Genomic DNA, 25,437 nt, shown 5'->3' with positions numbered 1-25,437 from the left:
CGGGCACGGGAGGCTCAGCGGGATAAAGATTCCTCCAGAGCCTCGGCAAACGCGTCCTCATCGTCCAGCCAGGGGTAGTGTCCGGCGTCCAGCACGCTGACGTCCGCCCCGCCGAGATCAGCCACCCATTGCACCTGCGTGGGATAGCTGCTGCGGTCATGGGCGCCGGCAATCAGGAACACTGGCCGGCGGATCTGCTGCAGGAACGGTGCGTACTCGAACTCCCACAGCCCCTGGTTTACCAGTGCCTCCTGCACCTCACCGCCCCCGGCAAGCTGACCCTCGGCGTCCACGAACTCCAGCCGCATCCGGCTGGCCGCGTCCCTGAAGTGCATGGCATTGAGCAGATCGCGGGCGTTCAGCAGGTCAAAAGCTGCTTCCACCCGCGCGCTGCCCACCTGGGGGTGCTGGCCTTCGGGCGTGCTGGCACGGACCTGATCGGCGGGGTCTTCCAGGTCGCGGCTGCGCAGTGTGCTGGCCTCTTCCAGCAGGGTAAGCGCCAGGTCCGGGAAGTGAACCCAGGGGTTAACCAGCACCACCCGTTCGGTGCGCGTGGGGTGACGCCGGGCATACTCCAGGGCCACCAGGGCTCCGAAGCCGTGCCCCAGGGGCACGATCCGCTCGGCTCCCAGATGGTCGCGCAGGGCTTCTACGTCTGCGACCAGGGTGTCGAGGTCAAGGGTAGCTGCGCCCTGTTCGGTGTCTTCCAGAGGTCCGCTGCGTCCGGAGCCGCGCTGGTCCAGATACACGACGGTGCGCCCCGTGAGTCGTTCGCCAAACAGAATCCGGAACGAATAGCTGTTGTAGCCAGGACCGCCATGCAGAAAGATCAGAGGTGCGCTGTCCTCCTGGCCCTTGCCCGCGACTTCAAAGTACAGATCCGCGCCGTTGAGCCGTTCGAGCTGTCCTTCGTCCTCAAGGGCAAAAGGGTCAAAGTCCGTATCGTCGAAATCGTGAGAGCCACCAGTCATCCCCGCATTGTAGGCACCATGCCGGACCTGGGAGGGCAGGACGGAACCTGACGGCTGTTAAGCGAACATAAACCGTGTTAACGCCACTGCAACGCACCCCTGACCCTACGATGACCACAATCACGATTCGCCCTCGATCCACCGAGGGGGAATTCCGCATAGGCGCCGAGCAGGCGTCCATACGGGACACACTCACGGACTTCAGGAGTTAAAGGGCAGCCATGGACCAACGCATCCTTCTTATCGAAGACAATCCGGACATCACTCGCGTCGTCCAGTACGAACTGGAACAAGCCGGTTACCGTGTCCTGACGGCCGCCGACGGCATCACTGGGTTGACGTCGGCCCGCGAACACGCTCCGGATCTGGTGGTTCTCGACCTCGGCCTGCCAGATTTCGACGGCGCGGAAGTGGCCCGTCGCCTGCGCAAGACCAGCAGCGTGCCGATCATCATCCTGACCGCCATGGACGCGGTGGACCGCAAGGTAAACCTGCTGGAGGCCGGTGCCGACGACTATATGACCAAGCCCTTCCATCCGGAGGAACTGGTCGCGCGCGTCAAGGTGCAGTTGCGTCATCAGCAGCACGGCGAAGTGATCTCCATAGGTGCGCTTGAAATTCATCCGCAAAAGCGCCTGTGCCATTACAACGGTCACGAGGTGCGCCTGTCGCCCAAGGAGTTCGACCTGCTGACCTTCCTGGCCCGCCAGCCGGGGCGCGTCTACTCCCGCCAGGAAATTGAGCGCGAAGTTTGGAACGGTGAGCTGCCCAGCAACAGCAACGTTGTGGACGTGCACATGGCCAACATGCGCGCCAAGCTGCGCGACCTTGATGGTTACGGCATCATCCGCACGGTTCGCGGCATCGGGTACGCCCTCAAGACGCCCTGATCACTGTGGCTGCTGCCTGACCTCGCCCCCGCGGGCGAGGTTTTTTAATGCCCTGACCCTGCCAGACTGCAGGACATGATTGTTGAGAACACCACCCTGACCGCAGTTCCTGGCTTTCAGGTGGGGCACTGGAGCGACCCGGTCGGCTTGACCGGCTGCACAGTTGTGCTGTGCCCGCCTCAGGGCGCTGTAGCTTCCGCTTCGTTTCTGGGCCCCAGCCCTGGGACCCGCGAAGGGGTGCTTTTGGAAGTGGAGAAGAAGGTCGAACGGGTGCACGCCCTACTCCTGACTGGCGGCAGCGCCTTCGGGCTGGCGGCGGCCAGCGGTGTGGTGCGGGTTCTGGAAGAACGCGGGATTGGGCATGAGACGCCCTGGGCGCGGGTACCGATCGTACCGGCCGCTGTGATCTACGACCTGGGGGTGGGAGACGCCCAGGTCCGGCCAGGTGATGCCGAGGGCGAATACGCAGCGCGCGCCGCCTCGTCAGCTCCGGTGCAGCGTGGGCGCGTTGGAGCAGGCACTGGCGCCACGGCCGGGAAATACCTGGGAACGGGGGCAGTCCCCGGTGGTCTGGGCAGCGTGTGCCTGGAGCGTCACGGCGTCAGGGTCGGCGTTCTGGCCGTAGCGAACCCTATTGGAGACGTGCTGGACGAGAGGGGAGAGGTGCTTGCCGGTCCGGGCACAGGGCCTGGAGCCCTGGCGTTTACCCCAGGCGACGTGGAGAGCACCACCCTGGTGGCAGTAGTCACCGAGCATATCCTGACCAAAAGTGAATGCCGCCGGCTCGCTGACGCTGCTCAGACCGCTCTGGGACGCGTGATTCATCCGAGCCATACCTTCTGGGATGGAGACAGCGCTTTTATGCTCAGTAGTGGAATGCGGCCAGCAGCCGACCCGTTGCTTCTTGGGGCGCTGGTGCAGGAAGCCGTATGTGCAGCGGTGCGTGACGCGGTCCGGCAGTCGCGCCCACAGTGAGGCGGTTCGGGGATATGGCCGTGAAACGGCCATATCAGAGGAAGGGCACAGTCCTGAAAACAATATGAACTAAGGGCTCCTGGAGGCCGGACCATGTGAACTGCGCGGCATATGGCTATACCCTTTCCAGAGGCTGGCTATATGCGCCTTACCGATAATCGATAAAGCAGTATATTGAAATTCGATAAGGAGGCGTCATGCTTCACCCCGAATCTGCGCGTATCGTCCTCAACTGGGTCCTGAATCTGGGCATGTTGTTCCTTGTTCTGTTTAGCCTCGGCTTTCTGTGGACTCTGCTGACCGGGTCACCTCTGTCCCACCCCCTCAGCTTCGCTGTACCGGTTGGAATCGCTCTTCGACTTGACGATCAGCACTTTCGCATCACCGAAATGAGCGTCACCCTGAATCCACCTGTGTGGATCAAGGTGCTTGGTGTAGCAGCGAGCCTTGGACTCCTGACCTTTCTTTTCGTGGCCTACAGCCGGGTAAAAACCTTCTTTAACCGTCTGATGTTCGATCCGTTTGACCCAGCAAACATCCGTGACCTTCACCTCGCTGCCCGGATTGCGCTGTTCTGCCAAGTGCTCGTGCTGATTGGCGTACCCCTCAGGTGGTGGGCCATCCAGCAGGCTCAACCATATGATGTGGTCCACACTGCCCTGAAAGACGTGCCGGATGCTTCCGTGTTTCTGGCGTCGCGGACCTCTCTCGGTGCCCTGAGCGTACTGGAACTGGGCGTGGCTCCTCTACTTACAGCTGCCGTGCTAGCCATCTTCGCTGCGGTCCTCCAGCAGGCGTGCGTGCTGCGCGAAGAGGAACGGAAGCTGCGCCACGAACACGAATTAACGGTCTGATGCCTGTACTGGTCAAGCTTGATCAGGTCCTTGCCGAGCGCCGGATGACCCTGTCAGAACTTTCCGAACGAGTAGGAATCACCCTGGCAAACCTGAGCATTCTGAAAACCGGTAAGGCACGGGCCATTCGATTCAGTACCCTGGATGCAATATGCCGCGTCCTGGAGTGTCAGCCAGGAGACCTGCTGGAATGGGTGGAGGGCGCAGAAGAGTCGGACCCGGACTCGAAATAGGACCGCGCGGGCTGCCTGCAGCCCGCGGTTTCCCTTGCACTCGTGGTTCCCGTGCAGATTCCAACGGAGGATGACCGGTTGCTCAGACCGGTCATCTGTCCAGCAGGCCTGAAGCGGCACTCCACTCAACGCTGCCTGAAGGTCAGCCGGAAACCGGTCAACACAAAGCCAGCCCGGACGATATTGCGCTCACTGGGCGAGGCAGGAGTCACAAATACACTGGCCAGGTCGGCGTCTGCCTTCACAGCCTGGTGCAGACGCCAGGCGAGCAGCGCCGTCTGGGCACCTCGGCCACGGAACGCCGGCAGAGTAGAGGTGCCGTGGAGGGCAGCCAGGCCGTCAGTCAGGCTCATGGCAGCGGTTGCGGCAGGCTGACCGTCCAGCCACGCCGTGTACAGCCGGGTGTCCGGAGCTTGGGCCACAGCCCGCATGATCTCCAGTCCCCCGCCGAAACCCTGGGCGGACCACTCGGCCCATTGGTCAGGGTCGTCTTCCTGGCAGATGGTCATGCCCGGCGCTGGAGGGAGATTGTCCAGGTTCCGCGTATACAGGTGCGGCAGGGACGTCAGGGCATAGCCACGTTCCTCCAGTTCCGGCAGCAGGGTGGGGGCAGCATGCGACAGCATATGAATGGTCGGTGCCTCTCCATGCTGCCGGCTGAATGCTTCAAAGGCGTCCAGCTCGTCAGCTGAGGGCACACCAGGGCCACCGAGCCACGCGGAATTCAGCACCAGAGCTGCTCCGGCATACACGGCTGTCAGTGGCCCAAACTGCCCCACAGCACCGCTCAGACCGTAGCGTGTGTGGGCGCGCGCCTCAGCCTGTGCCAGACGGTCGAGCAGATTAGTCATGGGCATGCCTGAGCTTATACGCATTGTTCCAGCATCCCTGACGTAGCCTGTAACGCATGACCGACGCTGGACCTAGCCGAGCTTTTGTGTCCCTGATCGGGGCCGGTCCGGGTGACCCGGGCCTGCTGACCCTGCGTGGCCAGCAGGCCCTGCAGGAGGCGGATGTGGTGCTGTTCGACTACCTGGCCAATCCGGAACTCCTGCGCTACTGCTCGCAGGCACGCACCATATACGTCGGGAAAAAGGGCTTTTCGGAGTACATCTCGCAGGAGCAGATCAATACGCTGATTGTCCAGATGGCACAGGAGAACGGCGGGCAGCGGGTGGCCCGGCTCAAGGGCGGAGACGTGTTCGTCTTTGGTCGGGGCGGAGAGGAAGCCGAGGCCTGTGTCCAGGCTGGGGTTCCTTTCGAGGTCGTGCCGGGCGTCAGCAGTGCCATCGCGGCGCCCGCATATGCCGGGATTCCCGTTACCCACCGCAACGTCGCCCGGAATTTCGCGGTGCTGACTGGCCATACCCATGACGGCGGCATGCCTCACGAGACCCTGGCGGGCGTCGACACCCTTGTTCTGCTGATGGGCGTGCGCAATCTGGAACGGATTGCCGCGCAGCTGATCGAAGGTGGCCGCGATCCCGCGACTCCCGCTGCCACGGTGCAATGGGCCAGTACCCCCCGGCAGCGCGAGGTTTCCGGCACGCTGGCGACCATCGCTCAGGCGGTCAGGGAGGCCGGGCTGGGTGCACCGGCGGTCACGGTAGTGGGTGAGGTTGTGCGTCTGCGTGAAACCCTGCAGTGGTTCAACCCGGCCTCCCGGCCCCTCTCAGGCCGCACGGTTGCGGTGACCCGCACCCGCGAAGGTGCCAGCGCCCTGGGTGACGTGCTGCGCACACGCGGCGCCGAGGTCCTGGAGGTGCCACTTATCCGTTTTGCGCCGACCAGCGACCATGACGCCCTGCATGCCCGGCTGCGGGATGTGAATGATGTGTCCTGGCTACTTCTGACCAGCAATCAGGCAATTACAGCATTAATGGAGCATCTGCAGGCTCTCGGCCTGGATGCCCGGCACCTGGCGGGGGTTCGCCTCGCGGCGGTAGGGCCCAGTACCGCCGCCAGCCTGCAGCAACGTGGGCTTCGCGCCGACTTTGTGCCCTCTACTCCAGGGGCACGCCATCTGGCGGACGAGTTGCCGGTCCGTCCGGGCGAGGTGGCGCTGCACCTGACCTCCCAGCTGGCCGAAGACAGCCTTCAGCGCCTGCTGGAAGCCCGCGGCGTGGTATACCAGCGCGCTGAGTTGTACCGTACCGAGGTTGCTGCTCTGGATCCGGTTCTGCGGAGCCGGCTGCGCACTGTGGATGCAGTCACGCTCGCCTCAGGCAGTGCGGCCCGGCATCTCGCAGCCCTGGCCGGTCCAGAGTTTGACCCACTGACACTCCGGGTGGTCGCCATGGGGCCGCAGACCGCCGAAGCAGCCCGGCAGGCCGGGTTCCGGCACCTTCAGGTGGCCGAGACCGCCAGTCTGGAGGCTCTGGCCGACGCGGTAGAGCACAGCTTCGAATGACGGGTCTGCCTTCGGAGTCCTACGCTTCAGCCCACTGAATAAGTCTTGCTGGCAACCATTCTCACCTGCAGCCTGCTGGCTCCAGTAGGGTGAAGCATGCACGCCAGGGACATCGAGCGTGAGAACGCGGGACTCCGCGCGCTGCTGGACCTGGGCGCGCAGCTGCTGGGCGCCCACACCCTGCGTGAGGTCGAGGCTGTTCTGACCTCTGTTGCCCTGCGCCTGATGCACAGCCGGTACGTGTATTTTCTGAGCGTCACGCCCATGCAGGACGCCCTGATAGTGACCCACTCGGCAGGGGAATCAGACCCGCCTCTGGGCTTCCGGGTGCCGCGTGGCCAGGGGCTCACCTGGCAGGCTGCACTGAACGGACGTGAAGTGCTGATGGTGGCCAGAGAGCAGATCCCACCGACAGCGGTCCGGACCCCCGGAGCTCCGGACCAGCATCTGTTGTTTGCGCCACTGTACACGTCTCACAATGAACTGCTGGGTGTACTCGCTCTGGGGCGCGTAGAGCCTCCGTTCAGCACGCAGGAGCGCGAACTGCTGCTGGCGTTCGCTCACGCGGGCACCGTGGCTCTCGAACGCGCCCGTGAGGCTCAGAAAGCGGCGGAGGCGCAGGAAAATACGTTGTTGGTGCTAGGTCTGGCCATGGAGGCACGGGATTACGAAACCCAGGGCCATACCCGGCGGACTGTAAAGCTTTCACAGCAGCTTGGCCGTGCCCTGGAGCTGCCTAAAGCCGCCCTGGATGATCTCCGTCAGGGAGCCTATCTGCATGATCTGGGCAAGCTGAATATCCCTGACCGCGTGCTGCTCAAGCCAGGACCTCTCGACGAGAACGAATGGGCATTGATGCGGCAGCACACTGTCACTGGCGAGAATCTGGCCCGGCGGGTGCCTGGGGTCACGTCCGGCGCCCTGAGTGTGATCCGCTCGCACCACGAGCGCTGGGACGGACGCGGCTATCCGGACGGGCTGCAGAGCGAGAACATTCCCTTGCTGGCCCGTCTGTTTGCCCTGGTGGACGTGTTCGATGCCCTGACGCATGACCGGCCGTATCACGCGGCCATTCCGGCTGCCGAGGCCCTGGAGCTGCTGCGCGCTGGAGAAGGCACTCAGTTTGATCCAGCACTCCTGCAGACCTTTCTTTCCGTTCTGAGCGAGGAAGGTACGGGGCCCCAGGCCTGAGCCCCCAGGCAGGCTTCAAAGTTGAAAAGCGTGCTGGACAGCCTTCTTACCGTTCGGTCCGGGACGTGAGCCCCGCCATAAGGAGGTATGCTGCGCCAGATGAGTCTGCTTGCTGCCTTCCTTAACCTGAGCGGTCAGCCGGCCGTTGTGGCGGGTGGTGGCCGGGTAGCGCTGCGCCGCACCCAGACACTGCTGGAAGCCGGGTTGCAGGTGACAGTGGTGGCTCCGCAGGTTCACCCTGAATTCTCTGTTCTGCCCGTGACTGTTGTCCAGCGCTCCTGTGAGCCCGCTGACCTGAAAGATGCGCAGGTGGTCGTGGCCGCCACAAACGACCCGGCCGTGAATGACAGGCTCTGTGCTGCGGCCCATCAGCAGGGCGCCCTGGTCAATCATGCGGGCGACGCTGCACTCAGCACGCTGAGATTCCCGGCGGTCATATCGAGCGGCGACCTTCAGGTGGCGGTCAGCACCGGGCGTGAGCTGCCGATGCTCGCCCAGGCTCTGGGTGAAAGAATCTCCGCGCTGCTGCCTGACAGCACCACTGTGGAGCAGTGGTCCAGGCAGCGTGAGGAGGCCCTGCGGGAGACGGGCCCTGGACGTGAGCTGGCCCTGCAGACCCTGCGCAAAGACATCCGGACCACAATGGGAGTCCCAGCATGACCCTTTCCTGCCCTACGGCGAAACAGTTCCTTGATCTGTCTGGTACGTTGCCGCCTGCTCCGCTTGACTTCATCGTGGTGGGGCTCAACCACCACACTGCTCCGGTTGAGGTCCGTGAGCGAGCCGCTGTCCGGGGTGGTGAAGAAGAGGCGCTGTACTCACACCTGTCACGTCATGCGCAGGAAGTGATGCTGCTGGCCACCTGTAACCGTACCGAGGTCTATCTGGCCGGTCTGGAAGGTGACCCGGTCGCGGCCTTCGAGGGAGCGTGGGGTCACGCACTGGCGGATCACCTGTATGTTTACCGCGGCGAGGCGGCTGTGGCTCACCTGTACCGGGTCGCAGCGGGCCTGGACAGCCTGGTGATTGGGGAGACCCAGATTCAGGGACAGGTGAAGCGGGCCTGGCAAAGTGCCCACAGCCGTGGGCTGAGCAGCAAGGTGCTGAACAAGGTTGCGCAGGGTGCCCTGGCAGCTGGGAAGCGCGTGCGCTTTGAAACCGGCATGAGTGACAAGGTGGTCAGTGTCTCCAGTGCTGCTGTGGAACTGGCGCAGGCAGCCCTTGGAACGCTGGAAGGGCGGACAGCCCTGATCCTGGGTGCCGGCGAGACGGCCGAACTGACCCTGACGCATTTACGTGCGGCGGGCGTGGAAGACGTGATCGTGGTCAACCGTACCGTAGAGCGCGCCCGGCAGCTGGCCGAGAAGCTTGGTGGACAGGCCTGCGCCCACGAATACCTGCACGAGGTTCTGCCCCAGGCTGACGTGGTGATTGCCTCCAGTGCTGCGCCCCACTACGTCCTGCATGGCGAGGGCGTCCAGGCTGCCCTGGCTGGCCGTCCCGAGCGCGAGATGTTCCTGATTGACATCAGTGTGCCGCGCATTCTGGACCCTGACATCGCTCAGGTGACTGGTGCGCACCTCCTGAACCTGGACGACCTGACTGACATCGTGACTCGTAACCTGCAGAGCCGGCGTGACGCCCTACCACACGCTCAGGCCATTATCCGGGAGTCGGCCGCTGACCTGCAGCGCTGGCACCTGACCCGCGAGGCGCAGCTGGGGCGCCGGGCCCTGGCCACCGCCTGCGACTGACAGCAGGGAAACCGGGACGACTCCCGGGTGGCTCCGTAACGAGCAGGCGAGAGCACTCACGCAGGCACGAAGATTCGCGCAGCGAGGCTGCACTCAGTCCTTCAGCAGCCCCAGGGTCTCTGTACAAAACTGTCTGGAAGCAGTTCGCGAAGAAACTGAACGCCGATCAGAGAACAAGTGACTCCAGACGTTTTTCCCGGTATGTTCACATCAGGTCGGAATAACGCCGTCCCGTTGACCTGGTTGGAGTCAGCTGGACGGCTGATCAGAAAGCAACCAGGTGCTGACTCAGCACAGTGCAGTCAGGGTTTCCTGATTACAGCGCCACATGCTGTTCGGGACAGGCATTGCACATGCTTGGCGGTGTATCCCGTACCCTGACCCTATGTGGACCTTTTTGCCTTCATCCAGCCTGCGCATTACAGGCGCTGACCGTGTGGATTTTGTACACGGCCAGATGACCGGTGATCTGCGCGGCGCACCTACTCCGGGTCTGGTGCCCTGCGCCTTTCTCAACGTGCGGGGCCAGATCGAGCAGTTTGCCCGCGCTTACCGCCGTGAGCAGGACATCTACCTGCACCTGGATGCCGGTCAGGCCCCAGGGCTGGCAGCCCGGCTCAAGCGTTACATCATCTTCGATCAGGTAGAAGTCGAGGACGTGACGGACACCCTGCGGACTGTCCACGTCTGGGATCAGGCTGTTCCGGGCTGGCTGACCGACGGACCGGCGGCCCAGAGCCTCGACCTTGGGGGGGCCGTCACCCTGGCTGGGCGGGTCAACCGCAGCGGTACATCCGGCGTAGACCTGCACTATCTCGCGCGGCAGGAAGAAGATGTTCTGAACGCGCTGGGCGGCCAGGAAGCACCCCTCGATGAACTGGAAACGGCGCGGGTGCGTGCCGGCATTCCGGATATCGTCCGGGACGGCTTTACAGGGGTGCTGCCGCAGGAGGTCGGGCTGGATCTGGGCGGGCCACTGCCCGCCATCAGCTACCGCAAGGGCTGCTACGTAGGCCAGGAGATTATGGCCCGCCTGGAAGCGCGTGGAAATACCCGCTATCACCTGGCTCGCCTGTCGGGCACAGATCTGCCTGATCATGCTGAGGTCACCGCTGAGGGTAAGGTGGTCGGGCAATCCGGTCACTTTGCCGGGGGCCTCAGTCTGGCCCGACTGCGCAAGGAACTGCCGGAGGGTGCACAGGTGCAGGTAGGGGGGCATCTGGCGACAGTTCAGCTGCTGACCCTGGCTGCCCCTTGAATCTGCGCATGCTGCAATCCATTTCACGCGACCTGCAGACTGGTACCCGTGACGGCCTGATCCGGGCTTCGCGCCGCGCCTATACTCTGGCTTTTCTGGCCCTGGCAATTCCAGGATTGCCGCTTGGTGGCCTGTATCTGCTGACACGTCCAGAACGTTTACCTCTGGGCGCAGTCCTGGGACTGGGAGGCATGGGCATTGCGTTTGCTGGGGCGGCGCTCTGGCTTGCGGGCCGTGTGGCACGTGACCCGGCACTGCCATCTTCCCGCGCGGCTCTGACGGCCGCTATGCAGGCAGCTTCGGCGCCAGGAATCACGTTTCTGCTGGGCTGCGCTTTGCTGCATGACCTGCGCGGGGTGATTCTGCTTTGGGTACTGGCGCTATGTGCCTACCTTGTGGGATATGGACAGCTGGCGGGCTGGGTACGGGAGCCTCAAGTCCACAAGGCGGCTGAAAGGCTGACCTGAAGGCTGTGCACACAGCAAAGCGCCCGCCTGTCTCCAGGACAAGGCGGGCGCTTCTTTGAAATATGACAGGCAGGCTTAACGGCTCTTGGGGTCCATTGCGTCGCGCAGGCCGTCACCGAACAGGTTGAACGCCAGGCTGAACGTGATGATGAACGCAGCCGGGTAGGCCAGTGCGTACCAGTACTCAGGCTTCAGCCACGCACGCGAGAAGTCCACCAGCTGACCCCATTCAGAAGATCCAGGTTCAAACCCCAGGCCCAGGAAGGACAGCGCCGCCACACTCAGAGGCACGGTGGCGAGGTCCAGCACGGCAATGGTGAACACAGCGGCCACGCTGTTGGGAACCACATGCTTCAGGATCAGGCGCGGGTCGCGGGCACCAAGACCGCGCGCTGCGTCCACATACTCCAGCTGGCGGGTTCGCAGCACGTCACCGCGAATGATCTTGGCGTAGCTCGCCCAACCGGCCACGCTGAACGCCAGGATGATAGGTCCTGTTGGATCCCCCCCTGGGTTTTTGGCGCGCAGGATGGTCAGCAGTACCACCGTCAGGATCAGAGGTGGCAGAGCAAACAGCACGTCAATGAAGCGCTGGATCAGGTTGTCGATCCAGCCGCCGTAATAGCCGCTGATTGCCCCGATAATCACGCCGATCGTCAGGGTGATCGCCACGATGATGAACGACATCTTCAGCGCAGTGCGGGTTCCCCAGACCAGGCCATAGAAAATGTTGTACCCGTTGACAGTGCCGAACGGAGCAAAGGTACCGGTAATTTCGCTGGCAGGTTTAGGCTCCTGGGCGAAACTGACCCGCTCCATTTTGTAGCAGCTTGCCGGCGGAGCAAGAATGGCACGCCAGAAGGCTCCATTGGCCGGATTGGTGACCTGACTTGCGCTGGTGAGCCCGAGGTCACGCAGACAGTCGCCAGTGGGCTTGGCAATCAGCGGCGCAAACAGGGCCATGAGCCCGAACAGCAGCGTGATAAACAGACCTGTAAGGGCCAGCGGGTTACGGCGTAGCTTGCGCATGGCCGGGCTGGTCCAGAACAATTGCCAGCGGCTCTTTTTATTCACGGTCAGAGGGGCAGAGGTGGTCGTCATGCGGCGCTCCTGAGGACAGTGCTGTGGAATGGGCGAGTGGACATCAGTCAAACCTCACGCGAGGATCGATCACGCCGTACAAAATGTCCACCAGGGTACTGACCACAACCACAATCAGTGCTGAAAGCAGGGCAAAGCCAAGTACAGCCGCCAGATCGATCTGCAGCGCTGCCTGTACCACCCACTGGCCGATACCTGGGAAGGCGAAGATGGTCTCGGTGATCAACGACCCGCCCAGGAGGCCAATAATGAGGAAACCACCCAGCGTGACGATGCTCAGCAGTGCGTTGCGGCGAGCGTGCTTGTTGTTCACGATCCGCGGCGACAGACCCTTGGCCCGCGCAGTACGAACGTAGTCACTCGTCAGGGCTTCAAGCATGTTGTTGCGCATCACCTTGATGATGCTGGCGCTGGACACGATGGTCAGCGTCGCCGCAGGCAGCAGCATGTGACGGATGACATCCCAGGCTATGTCCCAGCGTCCGTTGAGCATGGCGTCGACAGAGAGCATGCCTGTGTAGCGTCTGAGATCTCCAATCGCAAACTGGTTGACAATGCTGAGCTGTCCAGCTCCAGGCAACCAGCCGAGATAGGCATAGAAAATGGCAAGCATCAGGATACCCAGCACAAACGTGGGCAGGCTGTAGGCAATGATGGTCATTACCCGCAACACCTGATCAATCAGCTTGTCCTTGTGTAGAGCACTGAGGGTCCCCAACCAGATACTTAGGAGCAGAATAGGGATAGCCGTAATGATGGTCAGTTCAATCGTGGCGGGCAGCCTTTCGCGGATGGTGTCAAGCACATCCTTGCCGCTGGCTTTCGAAAAGCCCAGGTCACCGCTGATTGTCTTGACAAACCACCGGCTGTACTGAACTGGAAACGGGTCACGCAGACCACGTTCTTCGATGATCTGTTCGAGGCGGGCGGCCTGCTGTTCACTGCGGATGTATGGCGCGGCGCGCTGTTCGGGGGTGAGCATCTGCGTGAGCCCGACGACCATCAGAGAAAGGACGAGCATCACCACCGGAATCTGGATCAGTCGCCTGACGATGAAATTGAGCATGTGAGCCTCTTGTCTTACCTGCGTCTGAATTCGTGTAACACGGCGAAAGCGGGGGGGTGGCTGTGGGGCCACCCCGCCCGCTCAGGCGGGACTCCAGAAGGGTATCAGCTCAGCTCTTGCTGAGGTCAGCCCAACGCGTGGAGATCATAGGGTTGTAGTTCTGGGCAGTAATGCCCTTGATGTTGCTGCGGAAGAAGGTGTAGTCGATGCCGCCGGGGATCAGGATGAACGGAGCCTGCTCGTAAGCACGGTTGCCGACCAGGCTGTAGAGGCGGTTACGCTGCGCGGTGTTGACCGTGCTGCGGGCCTGCTTGAGCCACTTGTCCACGCTGGCGTCCTTCCAGTTGGCGCGGGGGCTGTAGTAGCCGTCCGAGGCATAGAAGGTGTACATGAAGTTGTCAGGGTCGGCGTAGTCAGGTGCCCAGCCCATCAGCATCATGGCTTCCTCGCCCTTCTTGGAGGCGGCGAGCATTTCGCTCCACTGCTTGGGCTGCAGGATGACCTTGAACTTGGGGTTCAGGGCTTCAATGTTGCGCTTCAGAATTTCCATCGCGGTCTGAGCGGGCACGCTGTTGGCGCGGTAGTTTGCCGTGAGGGTAAAGCCGTTCTTCCAGACCTGGCCCCCGAAAGCCTTCTTCAAGGCTGCCGTAGCCTTAGCGGGAGCGTAGGTGTAGGTCTTCACCTTGGGGTCGTACCCAGGGAAGATATCGGGCAGCAGCATGGTGCGCTGTTTGCCTTTGCCCTTCTGCACGTCTTCGATGTACTGCTGGTAGTTGAAAGCGTAGGAGAATCCACGGCGCACGTTCACGTCGGTGAAGAAGTTTGACGGAATGCCTTTGCCGTCCAGTTTGCCGCTGCCCAGCAGACCGCCACTGGGGTTGATCTTCTCGTTCATGAAGATGGCAGTGGCAGTGGTGTTGGGGAGGTTGTCGATCCAGGTCACGCCAGGCTTGCCCTTGATCTGGGCCTCGTCGACACTGCGGCCACCGCCGTCAATGAAGTCGGCGTCGCCACGCAGGAAGGCCTGCTGACGGGCTGCCAGCTCAGGCACCTTCTGGCTGATGACGTTCTTGATGGCTGGCTTCTTGCCCCAGTAGCCATCGAAAGCGGTGGCCAGGAAAGTGTTGGCGTCAGCGCGCACGAACTCGTAGGGGCCGGTTCCGTTGGGCTTCTTGCTCAGGTTGCTGCCGGTCAGGTCTTTACCGACCCATTCCTTCCAGTCCTTCTCGGTGCCGCTCCACTCGCCCAGGCCGGTGGTGTACTTCTTCTCAATGATGGCCTGGCCGGTGTAGGCCAGCTTGGCCAGGAACGCGGGGTCAACCTTGGGCAGGTTGAACACCAGCTGACCAGCGTTGTTGCACTCCACAGCCTTGTCGATCACGGCCCAGGTCACGCTCTTCTCGTCGTTGGCGTTGCCCTGGACGCCGGTCAGGCTTTCGGCGATAAACCAGTTGCCGGATTCGGCGCTGTTGGTCACCAGGTTGCGCTCAAAGGTGTATTCCGCGTCGGCGCAGGTCATGGTGGCGCCACTGTGGAACTTGACGTTCTTGCGCAGGTCGAAGGTGTAGGTCTTTCCGCCGTTGCTGATGGCCCACTTGGTGGCCAGCAGGGGCTCGAGCTTGGTAAGGCTGCTGCCGCTGTAGGTCAGCAGCGTCTCGTACATCTGGTCAACGACCTCGGCCGAAGCCGTGTCATATGTCACGCCGGGATCCATGGTGGGGATGTCTGCGCTGCGCTGGATCACCAAGGTGTCCTTGGGGGCAACGGCAAACGCCATGCTGGTCACGAGCAGAGTACTGAGGATCGCGATTTTCTTCATAGGCCTCCTGGTAGTGCTGAGGTGTGAATCTAACGGGCTTTTGAAAGCGTCGCAAGATCGGCACCTATTGTGGATAACGATGAGCATAATAGCCCACATATCTGGACAAGATGTGAAGCGTCTCCCCTTTATGGCCGCTGGGCGCAGGTGCAGCGCTATCAGCATGGTCCGCAGATGAGCTTTATGCGCCCGATGTGTACAAGCTGTACCTCGCTGTGCCGCGGGCACCCCGGCGTGGAATACTGCGCCGCGTGAAGAAGCGCATCCTGCTGCTGGCGGGCGGTCAGTCCGGTGAACACGAAGTCAGTCTCATGAGCGCCCGGAGCGTGCTGGCCGCGCTCCCCCGTGACCAGTTTGATGTCACGCCGGTGGTGATCAGCAAGCAGGGCCGCTGGCTGCCTCCCACCGGCACCCAGAAGGCGCTGGAAACCGGAGAAGCTCCTGGTGGGGGAGACCTGGTGCTGCACCGCGTGGCGAGTGCAGAAGGATATGACGCCGTCTTTCCTCTGCTGCATGGACCCATGGGTGAGGACGGCACCATCCAGGGACTGCTGACGCTGGCAGGAATCCCCTTCGTCGGAAGTGGCGTGCTGGGGTCGGCCGTCAGCATGGACAAGGTCATGACCAAACAGGTGCTGGCTTCCGCCGGAATCGCTCAGGTGGAGTGGCGGCTGGCACTGCGCCGCGAGTGGCGGAGTCAGCCCGAAGTGGTGACGGCGCGTGCAACCGAGCTTGGCTTTCCATTATTCGTCAAGCCGGCCAACCTGGGCTCCAGCGTGGGCATCAGCAAGGTGTCGCATACAGATGACTTGCAGGCGGCACTGGATCTCGCCTTCAGTCTGGACCGCCGGGTCATTCTGGAGGCCATGACCTCTCATAAACCCCGCGAGGTCGAAGTTGGCATTCTCGGCAACGACGCACCCGTGGCCAGCCCGGTCGGGGAACTGAGCTTCGATTCGGAGTTTTACGACTACGAAACCAAATACACCGAAGGCCGCGCCCAGATGCATATCCCGGCCCGCATGCCACGCGACATGAGCGAGCGCGTGCGTGAGATGGCCCTTCAGGCGTTCCGTGCACTGGACTGTGCTGGTCTGGCGCGTGTGGATTTCTTTTATGTCGAAGAAACTGGCGAGCTGTTCCTGAACGAGGTCAACACGATGCCAGGCTTCACTACCACCAGTATGTATCCCAAGCTGTTTGAGGCCGCTGGCATCGGCTATAGCGAACTGGTGACCCGGCTGGTGACGCTGGCGCTGGAGGAACGCTGAGAACCAGCACCTGGACGCGTTTCTCTTTGTAGGGACGTTTGGCCCTAACTAATCTGAGCGGTTTACTTAGGATTAAGGCATGATCCGCACTGTGACCGCCCTTACCGCTCTCCTCGTGGCAGGCACTTCCTTTGCTCAGACCAAGGGAACGCTGACCATCTACTCAGGCCGTGCCAAAACCTTTGTCGAACCAATCGTCCAGCAGTTCGAGCGCCAGACCGGCATCAAGGTGAACGTCCGTTATGGCACCGATGCTCAGCTGGTCGCTGCCCTTCGTGAGGAAGGCAACCGTAGCCCGGCCGACATCTACTGGGGCAACAGTGTGGGTGCACTGGGTGAACTGGCGTCTGAGGGCCGGTTCAGCAAGCTGGGCACCGCCCTGACCCGCACGGTCAGTGACGACTACCTGCCGGACGACCGCAGCTGGCTGCCAACCACCGTGCGCTTCCGGGTCCTGGCGTACAACACCAGCAAGATCAAACCTGATCAGCTGCCTGACAGCGTGCTTGACCTGCCCAAGATGACCAGCCTGAAAGGCCGCATCGGCTGGACGGTCAGCTACCCCAGCTTCCAGGACTTCCTGGCCGCCATGATTGCCAAGCATGGCGAGGCAACCACCCGCCAGTGGATCGAGGGTATGAAGGCGCTGGCTCCGAAGGACTACAAGACCAGCAACGTGGGTATGCTCGAAGCCATGCGCGCTGGCGAGATCGATGTGGCGCTGACGAACCACTATTACATCCAGCGGGTCAACCGCCTGAGCTACCCGATCGATACCTTCTTCTTCAAGAATGGTGATATCGGGAACCTGGGCAACGCGACCGGCGCTGCGGTGCTCAAGTCGGCCAAGAACCGTTCGAACGCCAACCGTTTCCTGAGCACCCTGACAAGCAAGGATGCCCAGAACTTCTTCCTGAGCGTCAACTTTGAATATCCCGTGATCGCCTCGACGCTGCAGCCCACCACCATGCTGCCTTACAGCGACGTGGTCAAGCGCAGCCCGCGCATTGATCCCACCGTATTGCCCAAGAACATCGAGAAGGCGCAGAAGCTGCTGCGCGATGCCGGCCTGCTCTGAAACATGTCTCCCCAACGCCCCCGGAGGACCGGGGGCGTTCTCATGCATCTGATCCTTCAATCCTGAGTAATTCGCTGTGATAACTTTCCAGGGTTCCGGGCCCTGGAGTCCGAAGCCTCTATGACCTACCGCCGCCCCCCTCTGGCTCTGCTGCTGCCTGCCGTGCTGACCGTGCTGGGCGTCTTACTGCCGTTGTCATATCTGGTTCTGCGTGCCCTGGGTGCCGAGTGGACCGAGCTGCGCGAGATTGTCTTCCGCTGGCGGAACGTACAGCTGTTTGGCAATACCGTACTACTGACAGTTGCTGTGCTGGTCACCACTACGCTGGTGGCGCTGCCACTGGCTTTCCTGAGCGCCCGCAGTGACTTTCGTCCACGGTCGGTGCTGCTGCTGCTGGGCGTGCTTCCACTGGCCATTCCTGGGTATGTGGGCGCCTACGCCCTGATTGCTGCAAGCGGACCAGGTGGTGCTCTGGATACCCTGCTGGGTCTGGCCTGGCCCGGGCCCAGTGGCTTCTGGGGTGCGCTGGGCGTATTGACGCTGTTTACCTTTCCCTACCTGTTTCTGAACCTGCATGCTGCGCTGCGTGCCCAGGACCCGGCGCTGGAAGACGCAGCCCGCCTGCTGGGCCGCTCGCCGATACAGACCTTCCGCAAGGTGACCCTGCCGTACCTGCGTCCTGCGTGGCTGTCGGGAGCGCTGTTGATTGCGCTTCACGTGCTGGGAGATTTCAGTGTGGTCAGTCTGATGCGGTATCCAACCTTCAGCGCCGCGATCTATCAGCAGTACACCGCGGCCTATGACCGGGTGTACTCGGCCTGGCTGGCGCTGCTGCTGCTGCTGGTGACTGCGGCTGCGCTGTGGCTGGAAGCCAGACTGATGCGCAACCTTCATGTGTCGCGTGTGTCTCCTGGCGGCGCCAGGGAACCCCGCCGGGTCCAGCTGGGCCGCCTGACGCCGCTGGCCTGGATCTTTGCCGCAACGCTGGCCGGCGCCGCGCTGGTCGTGCCGCTGGGCACCATCGTGTACTGGATGCGTCTGGAAACCAATCCATTTGCCTGGGCCGGTTTGTGGGAAGCGGCGCGCACTGCGCTGGGTGCAGCGGCTCTGGCTGCGTTTACCACCACACTTCTGGCTTTTCCGCTGGCCTATATCGGCAGCCGTTACCGGGGACGCTGGGCTCGTGTGACCGAGCGGGCCGCGTACCTGGGATACGCGACTCCGCCTCTGGCTTTCGCCCTGGCCCTGGTGTTCTTTTCCTTGCAGGTTGCCCCGCCGCTCTACCAGACGCTTCCCCTGCTGATCGCTGCGTACACGCTGCATTTTGTGGCCGAGGCCGTGGGACCCCTGCGCAGCAGTCTGAACACAGCGACTCCCCGGCTGGAGGAAGCTGCGCGTGTGTTGGGGCTGAGTGCCGGCCGCACCCTGACCCGCGTGACCCTGCCGCTGATCCGGCCGGGCCTGCTGGTCAGCGCTGCGTTCGTATTTCTCAGTGTGCTCAAGGAGCTCCCTCTGACCCTGCTGCTCAGTCCCATCGGGTTTGAGACACTGGCCCGCAACGTCTGGACCTACACCGAAGAGGCCCAGTACGCCAGCGCTGCGCCATACGCCCTGGCTCTGGCTGTCAGTGGGGCGCTGCTGACCCTGCTGATCCTGCGCCGTGACCATCCCCGCCGCCCTGCGTCCAGTGCCGGGCCCGCCGACTCCTCCCGAGGCCGCCTATGACTGTTCAGCCCATTCCTGCCAGCCCCAGTTTCATTAAAAACACTGAGCCCATGCCAGGCCGCACTTCCGCGCCGGATTCGGTTCCCCTGGACCTTCAGGGGCTGACCAAGCGCTATGCACCGGGTCTTCCACCGGTGGTGGATCACCTGTCGCTGACTGCGCAGCCTGGCGAACTGCTGACCCTGCTGGGCCCTTCGGGCTGCGGGAAGACCACCACCCTGCGGTTGATCGCAGGTCTGGAACGCCCGGACGCGGGAACTGTCAGCATTGGCGGACGTGAAATGAGCGCGCCGTTCGTGCCGCCCGAGCGGCGTGGGGTAGGGCTGGTGTTTCAGGATTACGCCCTGTTTCCCCACCTGAGTGTGCTCGGCAATGTGCTGTTCGGGCTGCAGCACCTGCCGCGCGCCCAGCGCCTGCCGCGTGCCCGCGAGACTCTGGCGCTGGTAGGTCTGACGGTGTTCGAGTCCCGGATGCCCCACCAGCTGTCTGGTGGGCAGCAACAGCGTGTGGCGCTGGCCCGTGCGCTGGCACCCCGCCCGGCGCTGCTGCTGCTGGACGAACCGTTTTCCAATCTGGACGCCCAACTGCGTCACTCTACCCGTCAGGAAGTCCGCGCCATCCTGCGTCACAGCGGCACCACCGCCATCCTGGTGACCCACGATCAGGAGGAAGCTCTGGCTTTCAGTGACCGCCTGGTGCTGATGCGCGGCGGAAAAGCCGAGCAGATCGGTACGCCGGCTGAGGTCTATACCCGCCCGGCCACCGCATTCGTGGCCAACTTTCTGGGCCGCAGCAATCTGCTCAGCGGTACCGCTGACCGCTTCATGGCCCGGACAGCCCTGGGCATCGTGCCGCTGGTGGAAGCTGCCAGTGGGCCCGTGCTGGTTAGCGTCCGCCCCGAACATCTGGCCTTTACTGATGACCCGGCCGCTACCGAAGTGACGGTTCTGGCCCGGGAGTTCCGTGGCCGGGACGCCACCTATACGGTGCGCCTCGCAGGTGGAGGTGCCCAGGAACTGCTTGTTCACGACACCACCGGGCTGATCCGTGCCGAGGGGGAGCAGGCCCGGATCCTGGTGACCCAGCCCGCCCGGCCCGTCTCCTGACATAGGCCTGCAAGGTTTCCGGTCCAGATGCCTGAGCAGATGTCACGGCCGACCCTAAAGAAATGCGTCAGAGCCGCTTCCCAAGTCCAGTTCTAGAATGCCTGCAGATCAAGCGTGACGCGTTCAGCCACCCGCCGCACCGCGAATTGGTGGGGCATGGACGAAGGAGACAGGCAACATATGGATTGGAGAAATCTTCCGGGCAGTGGGGGCGGAATCGAGGATCGCCGTGGCGCGGGTGGTCTGCCGGGCGGGGGAATGGCAGTCGGTGGAATCGGCGGCCTGATTATTGCCCTTATCGCCATGTTTTTTGGGATCGACCCCAGCGTCATCCTGGGGGGCGGCTCCACACCAACCCAGACTCAAACCCAGCAGACGCAGACTCAGCAGCCGCCCACGCAGGGCGGGGCCCAGGGGCAGCCTGCTCCCGATGAGGACTACGACTTTGTAGACCGCATTCTGGGCAGCACCAATGAGGTCTGGGGGGGCATTTTTAAGCAGGCGGGACGGGTGTACACGAATCCGACCCTGCGCCTGTTTACTCAGGGCACCCAGTCCGGGTGTGGACAGGCCAGCAGCGCGGTGGGCCCGTTCTACTGCCCGCTGGACAACAAGATCTATATCGACACCAGCTTTTTTCAGACCATGGAGCGCCGTCTGGGTGGTGGTGGTGACTTTGCCTATGCCTACGTCATCGCCCATGAGGTCGGCCACCACATCCAGAATGAACTGGGGATCGCTGATCAGGTTGAGCGCCAGCAGCGGTCGGCCCGCAGTGAGGCAGAGCAGAACAGCTACGGTGTCAGGCTGGAACTGCAGGCGGACTGTTTCGCTGGTGTCTGGGGAAACCGCGTGCAGTCGCAGGCCAATATCACCCCGCAGGACGTGCAGGAAGCAGTCAGGACAGCCGAAGCCATCGGCGACGACAACCTTCAGAAGCAGTCGAAGGGCTACGTGGTGCCGGACTCCTTTACCCACGGCTCAAGCCAGCAGCGGGTCAGCTGGTTCATGCGTGGCTACGAGTCGGGCGACCCCAACAAGTGCGATACCTTCAACATTGATTACCGGCAGTTGTAAGGTCACCACGGCAGGAACGCGGCGAGTGCAGGCTGCGTTCCTTTTTCTTGCACGTGGGCGCGCTTAGCTGGGTGTCATGCACGACCCCTGGGTCATTTCTGGCATTCCAGTTACCTTGAAGCGCAGTGCCCGCCGCCGCACCGTGGGTCTCCAGGTACGTCCCGGCGAGGTGACCCTGTACGCACCGGTCCGAATCCCGGACGAGCGTCTGCAATTGTTTCTGGTGGACCGCCGTGGCTGGGTAGAAGGCCATCTCCAACGGTACGCTGCTCAGCCGCCGGCCCGGGGGCCAGTAACAGATGGCAGCGCAATACGCTTCCTGGGTGAAGAACTGACCCTCCGGCTGGGAAGCACGACCCGGGCACGGCGCGAAGGTGAACTTCTGTGGCTTCCGGACGAGGACCCGGAGCGACACCTGGAATCCTGGACCAGGCGTGCTGCCGCAGGGCCTTACCGCGCCCTGGTCGAGGAGTACGCCGACATGCTGGGGGCGCGCCCCCGCTTGGGCCGGGTGCTGGTCAGCGGTGCACGTACCCGCTGGGGCAGCTGCACACAAGGAGGCGATATCCGCCTGCACTGGAAACTGACCAGGGCACCGCTGGAGGTCTTAAGGTACGTGGCACTCCATGAAGCTGCGCATCTGCTGGAGCTCAATCACTCTGCCCGCTACTGGGCTCACGTGGCCCGGGTCATGCCGGAGTATCCGACCTGGCGACGCTGGTTGAGGGATCAAGGCCAGACTCTGTAGCGCAGACAGTACCCGTGAGGTCATAAGAAAATTTGCCAGGAAAGCGTTGGCTTCCCTGGCAAGTTCACCGCTGATCACATCGCAGGCATGGGGGTCGGCGACGGGGTAGGTAACCCAGGCGTATCAGGGTTTTCGTTGGGTGTGGGTACGGGCATGCCGGGAAGATCAGGATTGACGGGTGGGTCTATCATTGGCCCCGATTCGGTGGCTCCTGGCAACTGCTCAGGCAGAGGTGCAGGTGTATCGGTCGGTTCAGACGCGGGGGAAGGCGGACGGTCATAGGGTCCAGTCATGCGAAAACCTCCTGTGGGTAATCCCGAGTATGTCGGCTGTTCCTGCGCGGGGGCCAAGAGGGGCGTGAAGAAAGTTTCACTCCTATGGCCGTGATGGCTTGGCAGGGACAGCCTGCCACTCGGTCAGCAGCGGCTGGTGGTCGCTGCCTTGCGCTGCTCCGACCTCACTGAGGGCCGGACTCAGCTCGCGGCCCATCACATGATCGATACGCAGCTTCAATGAGGGAAAAGTCCAGCCGGGACCTCGCCCGGCCACGTCGTGTGCCGGGCATCCAAACGAGGTCTGCGGAAGCCGGAATGCCTGTCCTGGGCGGAGTGTTCAGGTCACTGCCCAGGAGCAGACGGCCTTGGGTACGCGCCGCAATTTCCGTCACTACACGGATCTGAGCGGTACGCACGTCACGCGTGCGTCTGATCCGTGCCAGATCACCCTTGAGGGCGCTGGTCAGCATGACCGTGCCCAGGTGAATGTTGATCACGGTCAGCGGCTGGGCATTCCAGCGTAACCGGGTCACCAGAATCTGCCGCGTAATCAGCGGCAGGTTCAGTCGCTCAGCATCCAGAAGAGGAAGGCGGGTCCAGGAGGTCACCTCGTGTGCCTGCACGGCCCGGTAGCCCGGCAGCGCGGCCCTGATCACAGCCAGATCGCTGGCCCGCACGAAATTTGACTCCTGCAACAGGATAATGTCCGCATCTGCGGCCCGTGGTGTCTGGGCCAGCGCGGCTGGCTGGCCGAGAGTTCCGCGCGCCACGTTGTAGGTCATAATCCGTGCTGACGGGCCTGTGATGAACAGCTGCCCCAAGGGAACATTCAGCAGATCCGCACCCCAGGCGGCCAACAGGGGACTGACCAGCGCAATGGCTATGCCGCGCCTCTGCGTCAAGGACCGCAACAGAACCACAGCAGCAGGGTCGGAACGGTTCGCTCGGCCACCAGTTCACCCAGCAGCATGACCAGGACCACGAAAGATAGACCCAGGCAACACATGAACTGCTCCGCAAACATAGAAGCCCCCCACCCGCAGGTGAGAGGCGCGTCTGCCGAAAGAGGCAGCTGGATGGAGTGAAGTGTGGAGGTTAGCGGTACTGTGCTGAGCGCTCCCGCTCTTCCTCGCGCTGGGCCAGTTCGGCACGCTGCACCTGTCCGATGGCGTCAGCCAGAGCTTCCTTGAGTTCAGCCAGACCGATGTTGCGCAGCGCACTGACCGCGATGCCGTCGGTCCGCTCGACTTCACGGGCCAGCTGTTCGGGATCGGCCGCGTCAGCCTTGTTCAGCGCCACCACGGTTGGCATATCCCGGAAACCCAGTTCCTCCAGAATGCGGTTCACGGCGTCCAGACGGGTATCAGCGCCAGGGCTGGCTGCGTCTACCACGTGCAGCAGAACGTCGGCGTCCCCAATTTCTTCGAGGGTGGAGCGGAAGGCGCGGGTCAGGTCCTTGGGCAGGTCCCGGATAAACCCCACCGTGTCAGTAAGGACCACCGGGCCCACTCCATGAATAAATCCCTGGCGGCTGGTCGGACGCAGCGTGGCAAACAGCTTGTTTTCAGCCAGCACGCGGCGGGGTTCCTCGGCAGCGTGCGTGAAGGTGTTAAGCAGCGTGCTCTTGCCGGCGTTGGTGTAGCCCACGATGGACACCACCGGTACGTCATTGCGTTCGCGGCTCTTGCGGCGTTCCTCACGGCGCTGCGAGACATTTTCGAGCTGCTTTTCCAGAAAGCTCAGGCGGTCGTTGATCCGCCGGCGGTCCAGCTCCAGTTTCGTTTCCCCGGGCCCGCGCGTCCCGATGGCGCCCCCTGCCGAGCTGCCAGCCGAACCCCCGATGCGCGAGAGGGCAGCGCCTGCTCCCAGCAGGCGAGGTTTCATATACCGCAGCTGAGCCAGCTCCACCTGCAGGCGAGACTCGACCCCCTGAGCATGCAGCGCGAAAATGTCCAGAATCAGCTGGGTACGGTCCAGAATCTTCAGACCGGTGGCGGCTTCGATCTCGCGCGCCTGGGCAGGCCCGAGTTCCTGCCCGAAGATCAGCAGGTCCGCATCCAGGTGGTAGGCCCGGCTGGTCAGTTCTTCCAGCTTGCCGGCCCCGACCAGGGTCCCGGCCTTCAGATTGCGCCGGTAGACCAGCTCCTTGTGAACCACTTCTGCGCCGGCCGTGCGGGCCAGCTCAGCCAGTTCATCCAGCCGCTCCTCGGCGTCGAACTCGCCCTGATCAATCTGAACCAGGATGGCGCGCTCACGGTCCTTTTTGGACTCCCGGCCAACCGCAGCGCGGGCAATTTCTTCCTCCAGCGCCGACACCTGAGCTCCCAGATCAAATTCGTCGATCTGATGAGAAGACACCGGCGGCAGAATGCGCCAGTCCTCTTCCTCGCCGATTGTGCCCGGAGGCGTGAGGTGTGCCGTGTGGACCAGTCCGGGCTGCCCTTCCTGCCGCACTTCTACAGCACTGACCGCATCCAGGCGCTTTAGGAACAGCGTAGACAGATCGCCCTTGCTCAGAGGCCCGCCCTTGGGATGGGCGTGCAGCAGATGAAAGCCCGCCAGACGGTTTTCGCCCATACGCAGGTCGGGGAATTCCGTGGCTTTGGCGTCGGCCACCGACACGCTGATGACACGTCCGCGGCGGTCGATCAGTACTCCGACCTCGCGCCGCACGTCGTGCGAGAGTTCTGCCAGATTGCGGGCCAGTTCCGGTGACCCGATCCGGCCAGGTTCAATGCGGCGGCGGTACAGATTGCCCAGAGCCTTCAGCTGTGACGGGCGTAGGCCCGATGTATTGCCATGCACTTTATCGATGGTGGTTCACTTCCTTTACAGGGAAAGAAGGGTGAGGCGGAGGAGTGGTCTCAACTCGCGCCGGGAGGCATTGCATCAGGATTGACGGTTGGGTGGCATGACCAGCAGGCCGGCGCCGGTTCTATCCCAACGGATGTGGGGGCCGCCCTGAAAAAAACACGTCCGGTCATTGCCCTAAGGGTACTCCTGAGGTCCTGATATCAAGGTGTGCATTTACAGGAAATTCTTGATCATCGTGGACCCAAGGTAGGGCAGCGTGAGCTCTCCTGCATCGGCCTTGTGGCGTATGCGCTAGCCTCCCGCCTGGACCGGCCTGTGCTGCTGGTCTGGCCGCCGCTGGCGGTCATAAGGAGG

General features: G+C 62.8%; 24 protein-coding genes. 16 read left to right on the top strand and 8 right to left on the bottom strand.

From position 1 onward, the window contains the following. Nucleotides 1-14: 14 nt before the first annotated feature. Nucleotides 15-971 carry an alpha/beta fold hydrolase gene (locus tag DEIDE_RS11025; RefSeq protein ID WP_012694037.1) on the bottom strand — a complete coding sequence of 319 codons (957 nt, stop codon included), beginning with the start codon at nt 969-971 and terminating at the stop codon, nt 15-17. Between the two features lie 221 nt (nt 972-1,192). Here DEIDE_RS11025 and DEIDE_RS11020 point away from each other — a divergent pair, with 221 nt between their 5' ends. The 4 genes from DEIDE_RS11020 (at nt 1,193) to DEIDE_RS11005 (ending at nt 3,923) form a co-directional block, all read left to right on the top strand. Continuing rightward, entirely contained in the window at nt 1,193-1,861 is a 669-nt protein-coding gene (locus DEIDE_RS11020) for a response regulator transcription factor (RefSeq protein WP_012694036.1), read from the top strand. 75 nt (nt 1,862-1,936) lie between these two features. Beyond that, nucleotides 1,937-2,836, top strand: coding sequence for a P1 family peptidase (locus tag DEIDE_RS11015; RefSeq protein ID WP_012694035.1), 900 nt, complete (start codon nt 1,937-1,939; stop codon nt 2,834-2,836). Nucleotides 2,837-3,033: 197 nt separating this feature from the next. Then, entirely contained in the window at nt 3,034-3,690 is a 657-nt protein-coding gene (locus DEIDE_RS11010; protein ID WP_012694034.1) for a hypothetical protein, read from the top strand. After that, nucleotides 3,690-3,923, top strand: coding sequence for a helix-turn-helix domain-containing protein (locus tag DEIDE_RS11005; protein ID WP_012694033.1), 234 nt, complete (start codon nt 3,690-3,692; stop codon nt 3,921-3,923). The genes DEIDE_RS11010 and DEIDE_RS11005 overlap by 1 nt, the downstream gene beginning before the upstream one ends. A 125-nt stretch (nt 3,924-4,048) precedes the next feature. Here the strand turns inward: DEIDE_RS11005 and DEIDE_RS11000 are convergent, their stop codons facing one another. Next, nucleotides 4,049-4,780: a GNAT family N-acetyltransferase gene (locus DEIDE_RS11000; RefSeq protein ID WP_083764254.1), complete on the bottom strand. Its 732-nt coding sequence runs from the start codon at nt 4,778-4,780 to the stop codon at nt 4,049-4,051. Between the two features lie 50 nt (nt 4,781-4,830). Here DEIDE_RS11000 and cobA point away from each other — a divergent pair, with 50 nt between their 5' ends. The 6 genes from cobA to DEIDE_RS10970 all read left to right on the top strand — a co-directional run bounded on the left by cobA (nt 4,831) and on the right by DEIDE_RS10970 (nt 11,003). After that, the gene (gene cobA, locus DEIDE_RS10995; protein ID WP_012694031.1) at nt 4,831-6,333 is read left to right on the top strand and encodes a uroporphyrinogen-III C-methyltransferase; all 1,503 of its coding nucleotides are present in this window, start codon (nt 4,831-4,833) and stop codon (nt 6,331-6,333) included. A 96-nt stretch (nt 6,334-6,429) separates the two neighbouring features. Next, complete coding sequence (locus tag DEIDE_RS10990) at nt 6,430-7,524, top strand: HD domain-containing phosphohydrolase (protein ID WP_012694030.1); 1,095 nt, start codon at nt 6,430-6,432, stop codon at nt 7,522-7,524. Nucleotides 7,525-7,623: 99 nt separating this feature from the next. Continuing rightward, nucleotides 7,624-8,184 carry a precorrin-2 dehydrogenase/sirohydrochlorin ferrochelatase family protein gene (locus DEIDE_RS10985; protein WP_242402908.1) on the top strand — a complete coding sequence of 187 codons (561 nt, stop codon included), beginning with the start codon at nt 7,624-7,626 and terminating at the stop codon, nt 8,182-8,184. After that, nucleotides 8,181-9,278, top strand: coding sequence for a glutamyl-tRNA reductase (hemA, locus tag DEIDE_RS10980; RefSeq protein WP_012694028.1), 1,098 nt, complete (start codon nt 8,181-8,183; stop codon nt 9,276-9,278). The genes DEIDE_RS10985 and hemA overlap by 4 nt, the downstream gene beginning before the upstream one ends. A 385-nt stretch (nt 9,279-9,663) precedes the next feature. Further along, a complete protein-coding gene (ygfZ, locus tag DEIDE_RS10975) occupies nt 9,664-10,536 on the top strand; it encodes a CAF17-like 4Fe-4S cluster assembly/insertion protein YgfZ (RefSeq protein WP_041227231.1) in 873 nt (290 codons plus the stop codon). 8 nt (nt 10,537-10,544) lie between these two features. Continuing rightward, complete coding sequence (locus DEIDE_RS10970; RefSeq protein ID WP_012694026.1) at nt 10,545-11,003, top strand: hypothetical protein; 459 nt, start codon at nt 10,545-10,547, stop codon at nt 11,001-11,003. A 75-nt stretch (nt 11,004-11,078) separates the two neighbouring features. Here DEIDE_RS10970 and DEIDE_RS10965 read toward each other — a convergent pair whose 3' ends face one another. The 3 genes from DEIDE_RS10965 to DEIDE_RS10955 all read right to left on the bottom strand — a co-directional run bounded on the left by DEIDE_RS10965 (nt 11,079) and on the right by DEIDE_RS10955 (nt 14,989). After that, the gene (locus tag DEIDE_RS10965) at nt 11,079-12,104 is read right to left on the bottom strand and encodes an ABC transporter permease (protein ID WP_012694025.1); all 1,026 of its coding nucleotides are present in this window, start codon (nt 12,102-12,104) and stop codon (nt 11,079-11,081) included. A 43-nt stretch (nt 12,105-12,147) separates the two neighbouring features. Next, nucleotides 12,148-13,170, bottom strand: coding sequence for an ABC transporter permease (locus tag DEIDE_RS10960; protein ID WP_012694024.1), 1,023 nt, complete (start codon nt 13,168-13,170; stop codon nt 12,148-12,150). A 109-nt stretch (nt 13,171-13,279) separates the two neighbouring features. Next, nucleotides 13,280-14,989 carry an ABC transporter substrate-binding protein gene (locus tag DEIDE_RS10955; protein WP_012694023.1) on the bottom strand — a complete coding sequence of 570 codons (1,710 nt, stop codon included), beginning with the start codon at nt 14,987-14,989 and terminating at the stop codon, nt 13,280-13,282. 251 nt (nt 14,990-15,240) lie between these two features. Here DEIDE_RS10955 and DEIDE_RS10950 point away from each other — a divergent pair, with 251 nt between their 5' ends. The 6 genes from DEIDE_RS10950 to DEIDE_RS10925 all read left to right on the top strand — a co-directional run bounded on the left by DEIDE_RS10950 (nt 15,241) and on the right by DEIDE_RS10925 (nt 21,994). Then, entirely contained in the window at nt 15,241-16,260 is a 1,020-nt protein-coding gene (locus DEIDE_RS10950; RefSeq protein ID WP_012694022.1) for a D-alanine--D-alanine ligase family protein, read from the top strand. Nucleotides 16,261-16,339: 79 nt separating this feature from the next. Continuing rightward, nucleotides 16,340-17,338 carry an extracellular solute-binding protein gene (locus DEIDE_RS10945; protein ID WP_012694021.1) on the top strand — a complete coding sequence of 333 codons (999 nt, stop codon included), beginning with the start codon at nt 16,340-16,342 and terminating at the stop codon, nt 17,336-17,338. Nucleotides 17,339-17,458: 120 nt separating this feature from the next. Beyond that, entirely contained in the window at nt 17,459-19,063 is a 1,605-nt protein-coding gene (locus tag DEIDE_RS10940; protein ID WP_012694020.1) for an ABC transporter permease, read from the top strand. A gap of 50 nt (nt 19,064-19,113) precedes the next feature. Further along, nucleotides 19,114-20,169 carry an ABC transporter ATP-binding protein gene (locus tag DEIDE_RS10935; RefSeq protein WP_041227589.1) on the top strand — a complete coding sequence of 352 codons (1,056 nt, stop codon included), beginning with the start codon at nt 19,114-19,116 and terminating at the stop codon, nt 20,167-20,169. 180 nt (nt 20,170-20,349) lie between these two features. Next, a complete protein-coding gene (ypfJ, locus tag DEIDE_RS10930; protein ID WP_012694018.1) occupies nt 20,350-21,246 on the top strand; it encodes a KPN_02809 family neutral zinc metallopeptidase in 897 nt (298 codons plus the stop codon). A 76-nt stretch (nt 21,247-21,322) separates the two neighbouring features. Beyond that, nucleotides 21,323-21,994: a M48 family metallopeptidase gene (locus DEIDE_RS10925; RefSeq protein WP_012694017.1), complete on the top strand. Its 672-nt coding sequence runs from the start codon at nt 21,323-21,325 to the stop codon at nt 21,992-21,994. 74 nt (nt 21,995-22,068) lie between these two features. Here the strand turns inward: DEIDE_RS10925 and DEIDE_RS19540 are convergent, their stop codons facing one another. The 3 genes from DEIDE_RS19540 to hflX form a co-directional block, all read right to left on the bottom strand. Beyond that, nucleotides 22,069-22,287, bottom strand: a complete 219-nt coding sequence (locus DEIDE_RS19540) for a hypothetical protein (RefSeq protein ID WP_012694016.1) — start codon at nt 22,285-22,287, stop codon at nt 22,069-22,071. Between the two features lie 164 nt (nt 22,288-22,451). Beyond that, nucleotides 22,452-23,171, bottom strand: coding sequence for an endonuclease/exonuclease/phosphatase family protein (locus tag DEIDE_RS10920; protein ID WP_162485453.1), 720 nt, complete (start codon nt 23,169-23,171; stop codon nt 22,452-22,454). Between the two features lie 193 nt (nt 23,172-23,364). Next, complete coding sequence (gene hflX, locus DEIDE_RS10915; protein ID WP_012694014.1) at nt 23,365-25,074, bottom strand: GTPase HflX; 1,710 nt, start codon at nt 25,072-25,074, stop codon at nt 23,365-23,367. Nucleotides 25,075-25,437: the final 363 nt, after the last annotated feature.

The sequence above is a fragment of the Deinococcus deserti VCD115 genome (assembly GCF_000020685.1).
Lineage (GTDB): Bacteria > Deinococcota > Deinococci > Deinococcales > Deinococcaceae > Deinococcus > Deinococcus deserti.
Note: the sequence above shows the minus strand (reverse complement) of the source record. Positions and strands in the feature narration are given on the sequence as shown.

Coding starts and splice junctions, on each gene's coding strand:
- DEIDE_RS10970 (WP_012694026.1), top strand. CDS start 10,545: ATGCTGCAATCCATTTCACGCGACCTGCAGACTGGTACCCGTGACGGC.
- DEIDE_RS11015 (WP_012694035.1), top strand. CDS start 1,937: ATGATTGTTGAGAACACCACCCTGACCGCAGTTCCTGGCTTTCAGGTG.
- DEIDE_RS11005 (WP_012694033.1), top strand. CDS start 3,690: ATGCCTGTACTGGTCAAGCTTGATCAGGTCCTTGCCGAGCGCCGGATG.
- DEIDE_RS10965 (WP_012694025.1), bottom strand. CDS start 12,104: ATGACGACCACCTCTGCCCCTCTGACCGTGAATAAAAAGAGCCGCTGG.
- DEIDE_RS11025 (WP_012694037.1), bottom strand. CDS start 971: ATGACTGGTGGCTCTCACGATTTCGACGATACGGACTTTGACCCTTTT.
- DEIDE_RS10960 (WP_012694024.1), bottom strand. CDS start 13,170: ATGCTCAATTTCATCGTCAGGCGACTGATCCAGATTCCGGTGGTGATG.
- hemA (WP_012694028.1), top strand. CDS start 8,181: ATGACCCTTTCCTGCCCTACGGCGAAACAGTTCCTTGATCTGTCTGGT.
- DEIDE_RS10985 (WP_242402908.1), top strand. CDS start 7,624: ATGAGTCTGCTTGCTGCCTTCCTTAACCTGAGCGGTCAGCCGGCCGTT.
- DEIDE_RS19540 (WP_012694016.1), bottom strand. CDS start 22,287: ATGACTGGACCCTATGACCGTCCGCCTTCCCCCGCGTCTGAACCGACC.
- DEIDE_RS11020 (WP_012694036.1), top strand. CDS start 1,193: ATGGACCAACGCATCCTTCTTATCGAAGACAATCCGGACATCACTCGC.
- DEIDE_RS10990 (WP_012694030.1), top strand. CDS start 6,430: ATGCACGCCAGGGACATCGAGCGTGAGAACGCGGGACTCCGCGCGCTG.
- DEIDE_RS11000 (WP_083764254.1), bottom strand. CDS start 4,780: ATGCCCATGACTAATCTGCTCGACCGTCTGGCACAGGCTGAGGCGCGC.
- DEIDE_RS10925 (WP_012694017.1), top strand. CDS start 21,323: ATGCACGACCCCTGGGTCATTTCTGGCATTCCAGTTACCTTGAAGCGC.
- DEIDE_RS10955 (WP_012694023.1), bottom strand. CDS start 14,989: ATGAAGAAAATCGCGATCCTCAGTACTCTGCTCGTGACCAGCATGGCG.
- DEIDE_RS10935 (WP_041227589.1), top strand. CDS start 19,114: ATGCCAGGCCGCACTTCCGCGCCGGATTCGGTTCCCCTGGACCTTCAG.
- ypfJ (WP_012694018.1), top strand. CDS start 20,350: ATGGATTGGAGAAATCTTCCGGGCAGTGGGGGCGGAATCGAGGATCGC.
- cobA (WP_012694031.1), top strand. CDS start 4,831: ATGACCGACGCTGGACCTAGCCGAGCTTTTGTGTCCCTGATCGGGGCC.
- ygfZ (WP_041227231.1), top strand. CDS start 9,664: ATGTGGACCTTTTTGCCTTCATCCAGCCTGCGCATTACAGGCGCTGAC.
- DEIDE_RS10940 (WP_012694020.1), top strand. CDS start 17,459: ATGACCTACCGCCGCCCCCCTCTGGCTCTGCTGCTGCCTGCCGTGCTG.
- DEIDE_RS10945 (WP_012694021.1), top strand. CDS start 16,340: ATGATCCGCACTGTGACCGCCCTTACCGCTCTCCTCGTGGCAGGCACT.
- DEIDE_RS11010 (WP_012694034.1), top strand. CDS start 3,034: ATGCTTCACCCCGAATCTGCGCGTATCGTCCTCAACTGGGTCCTGAAT.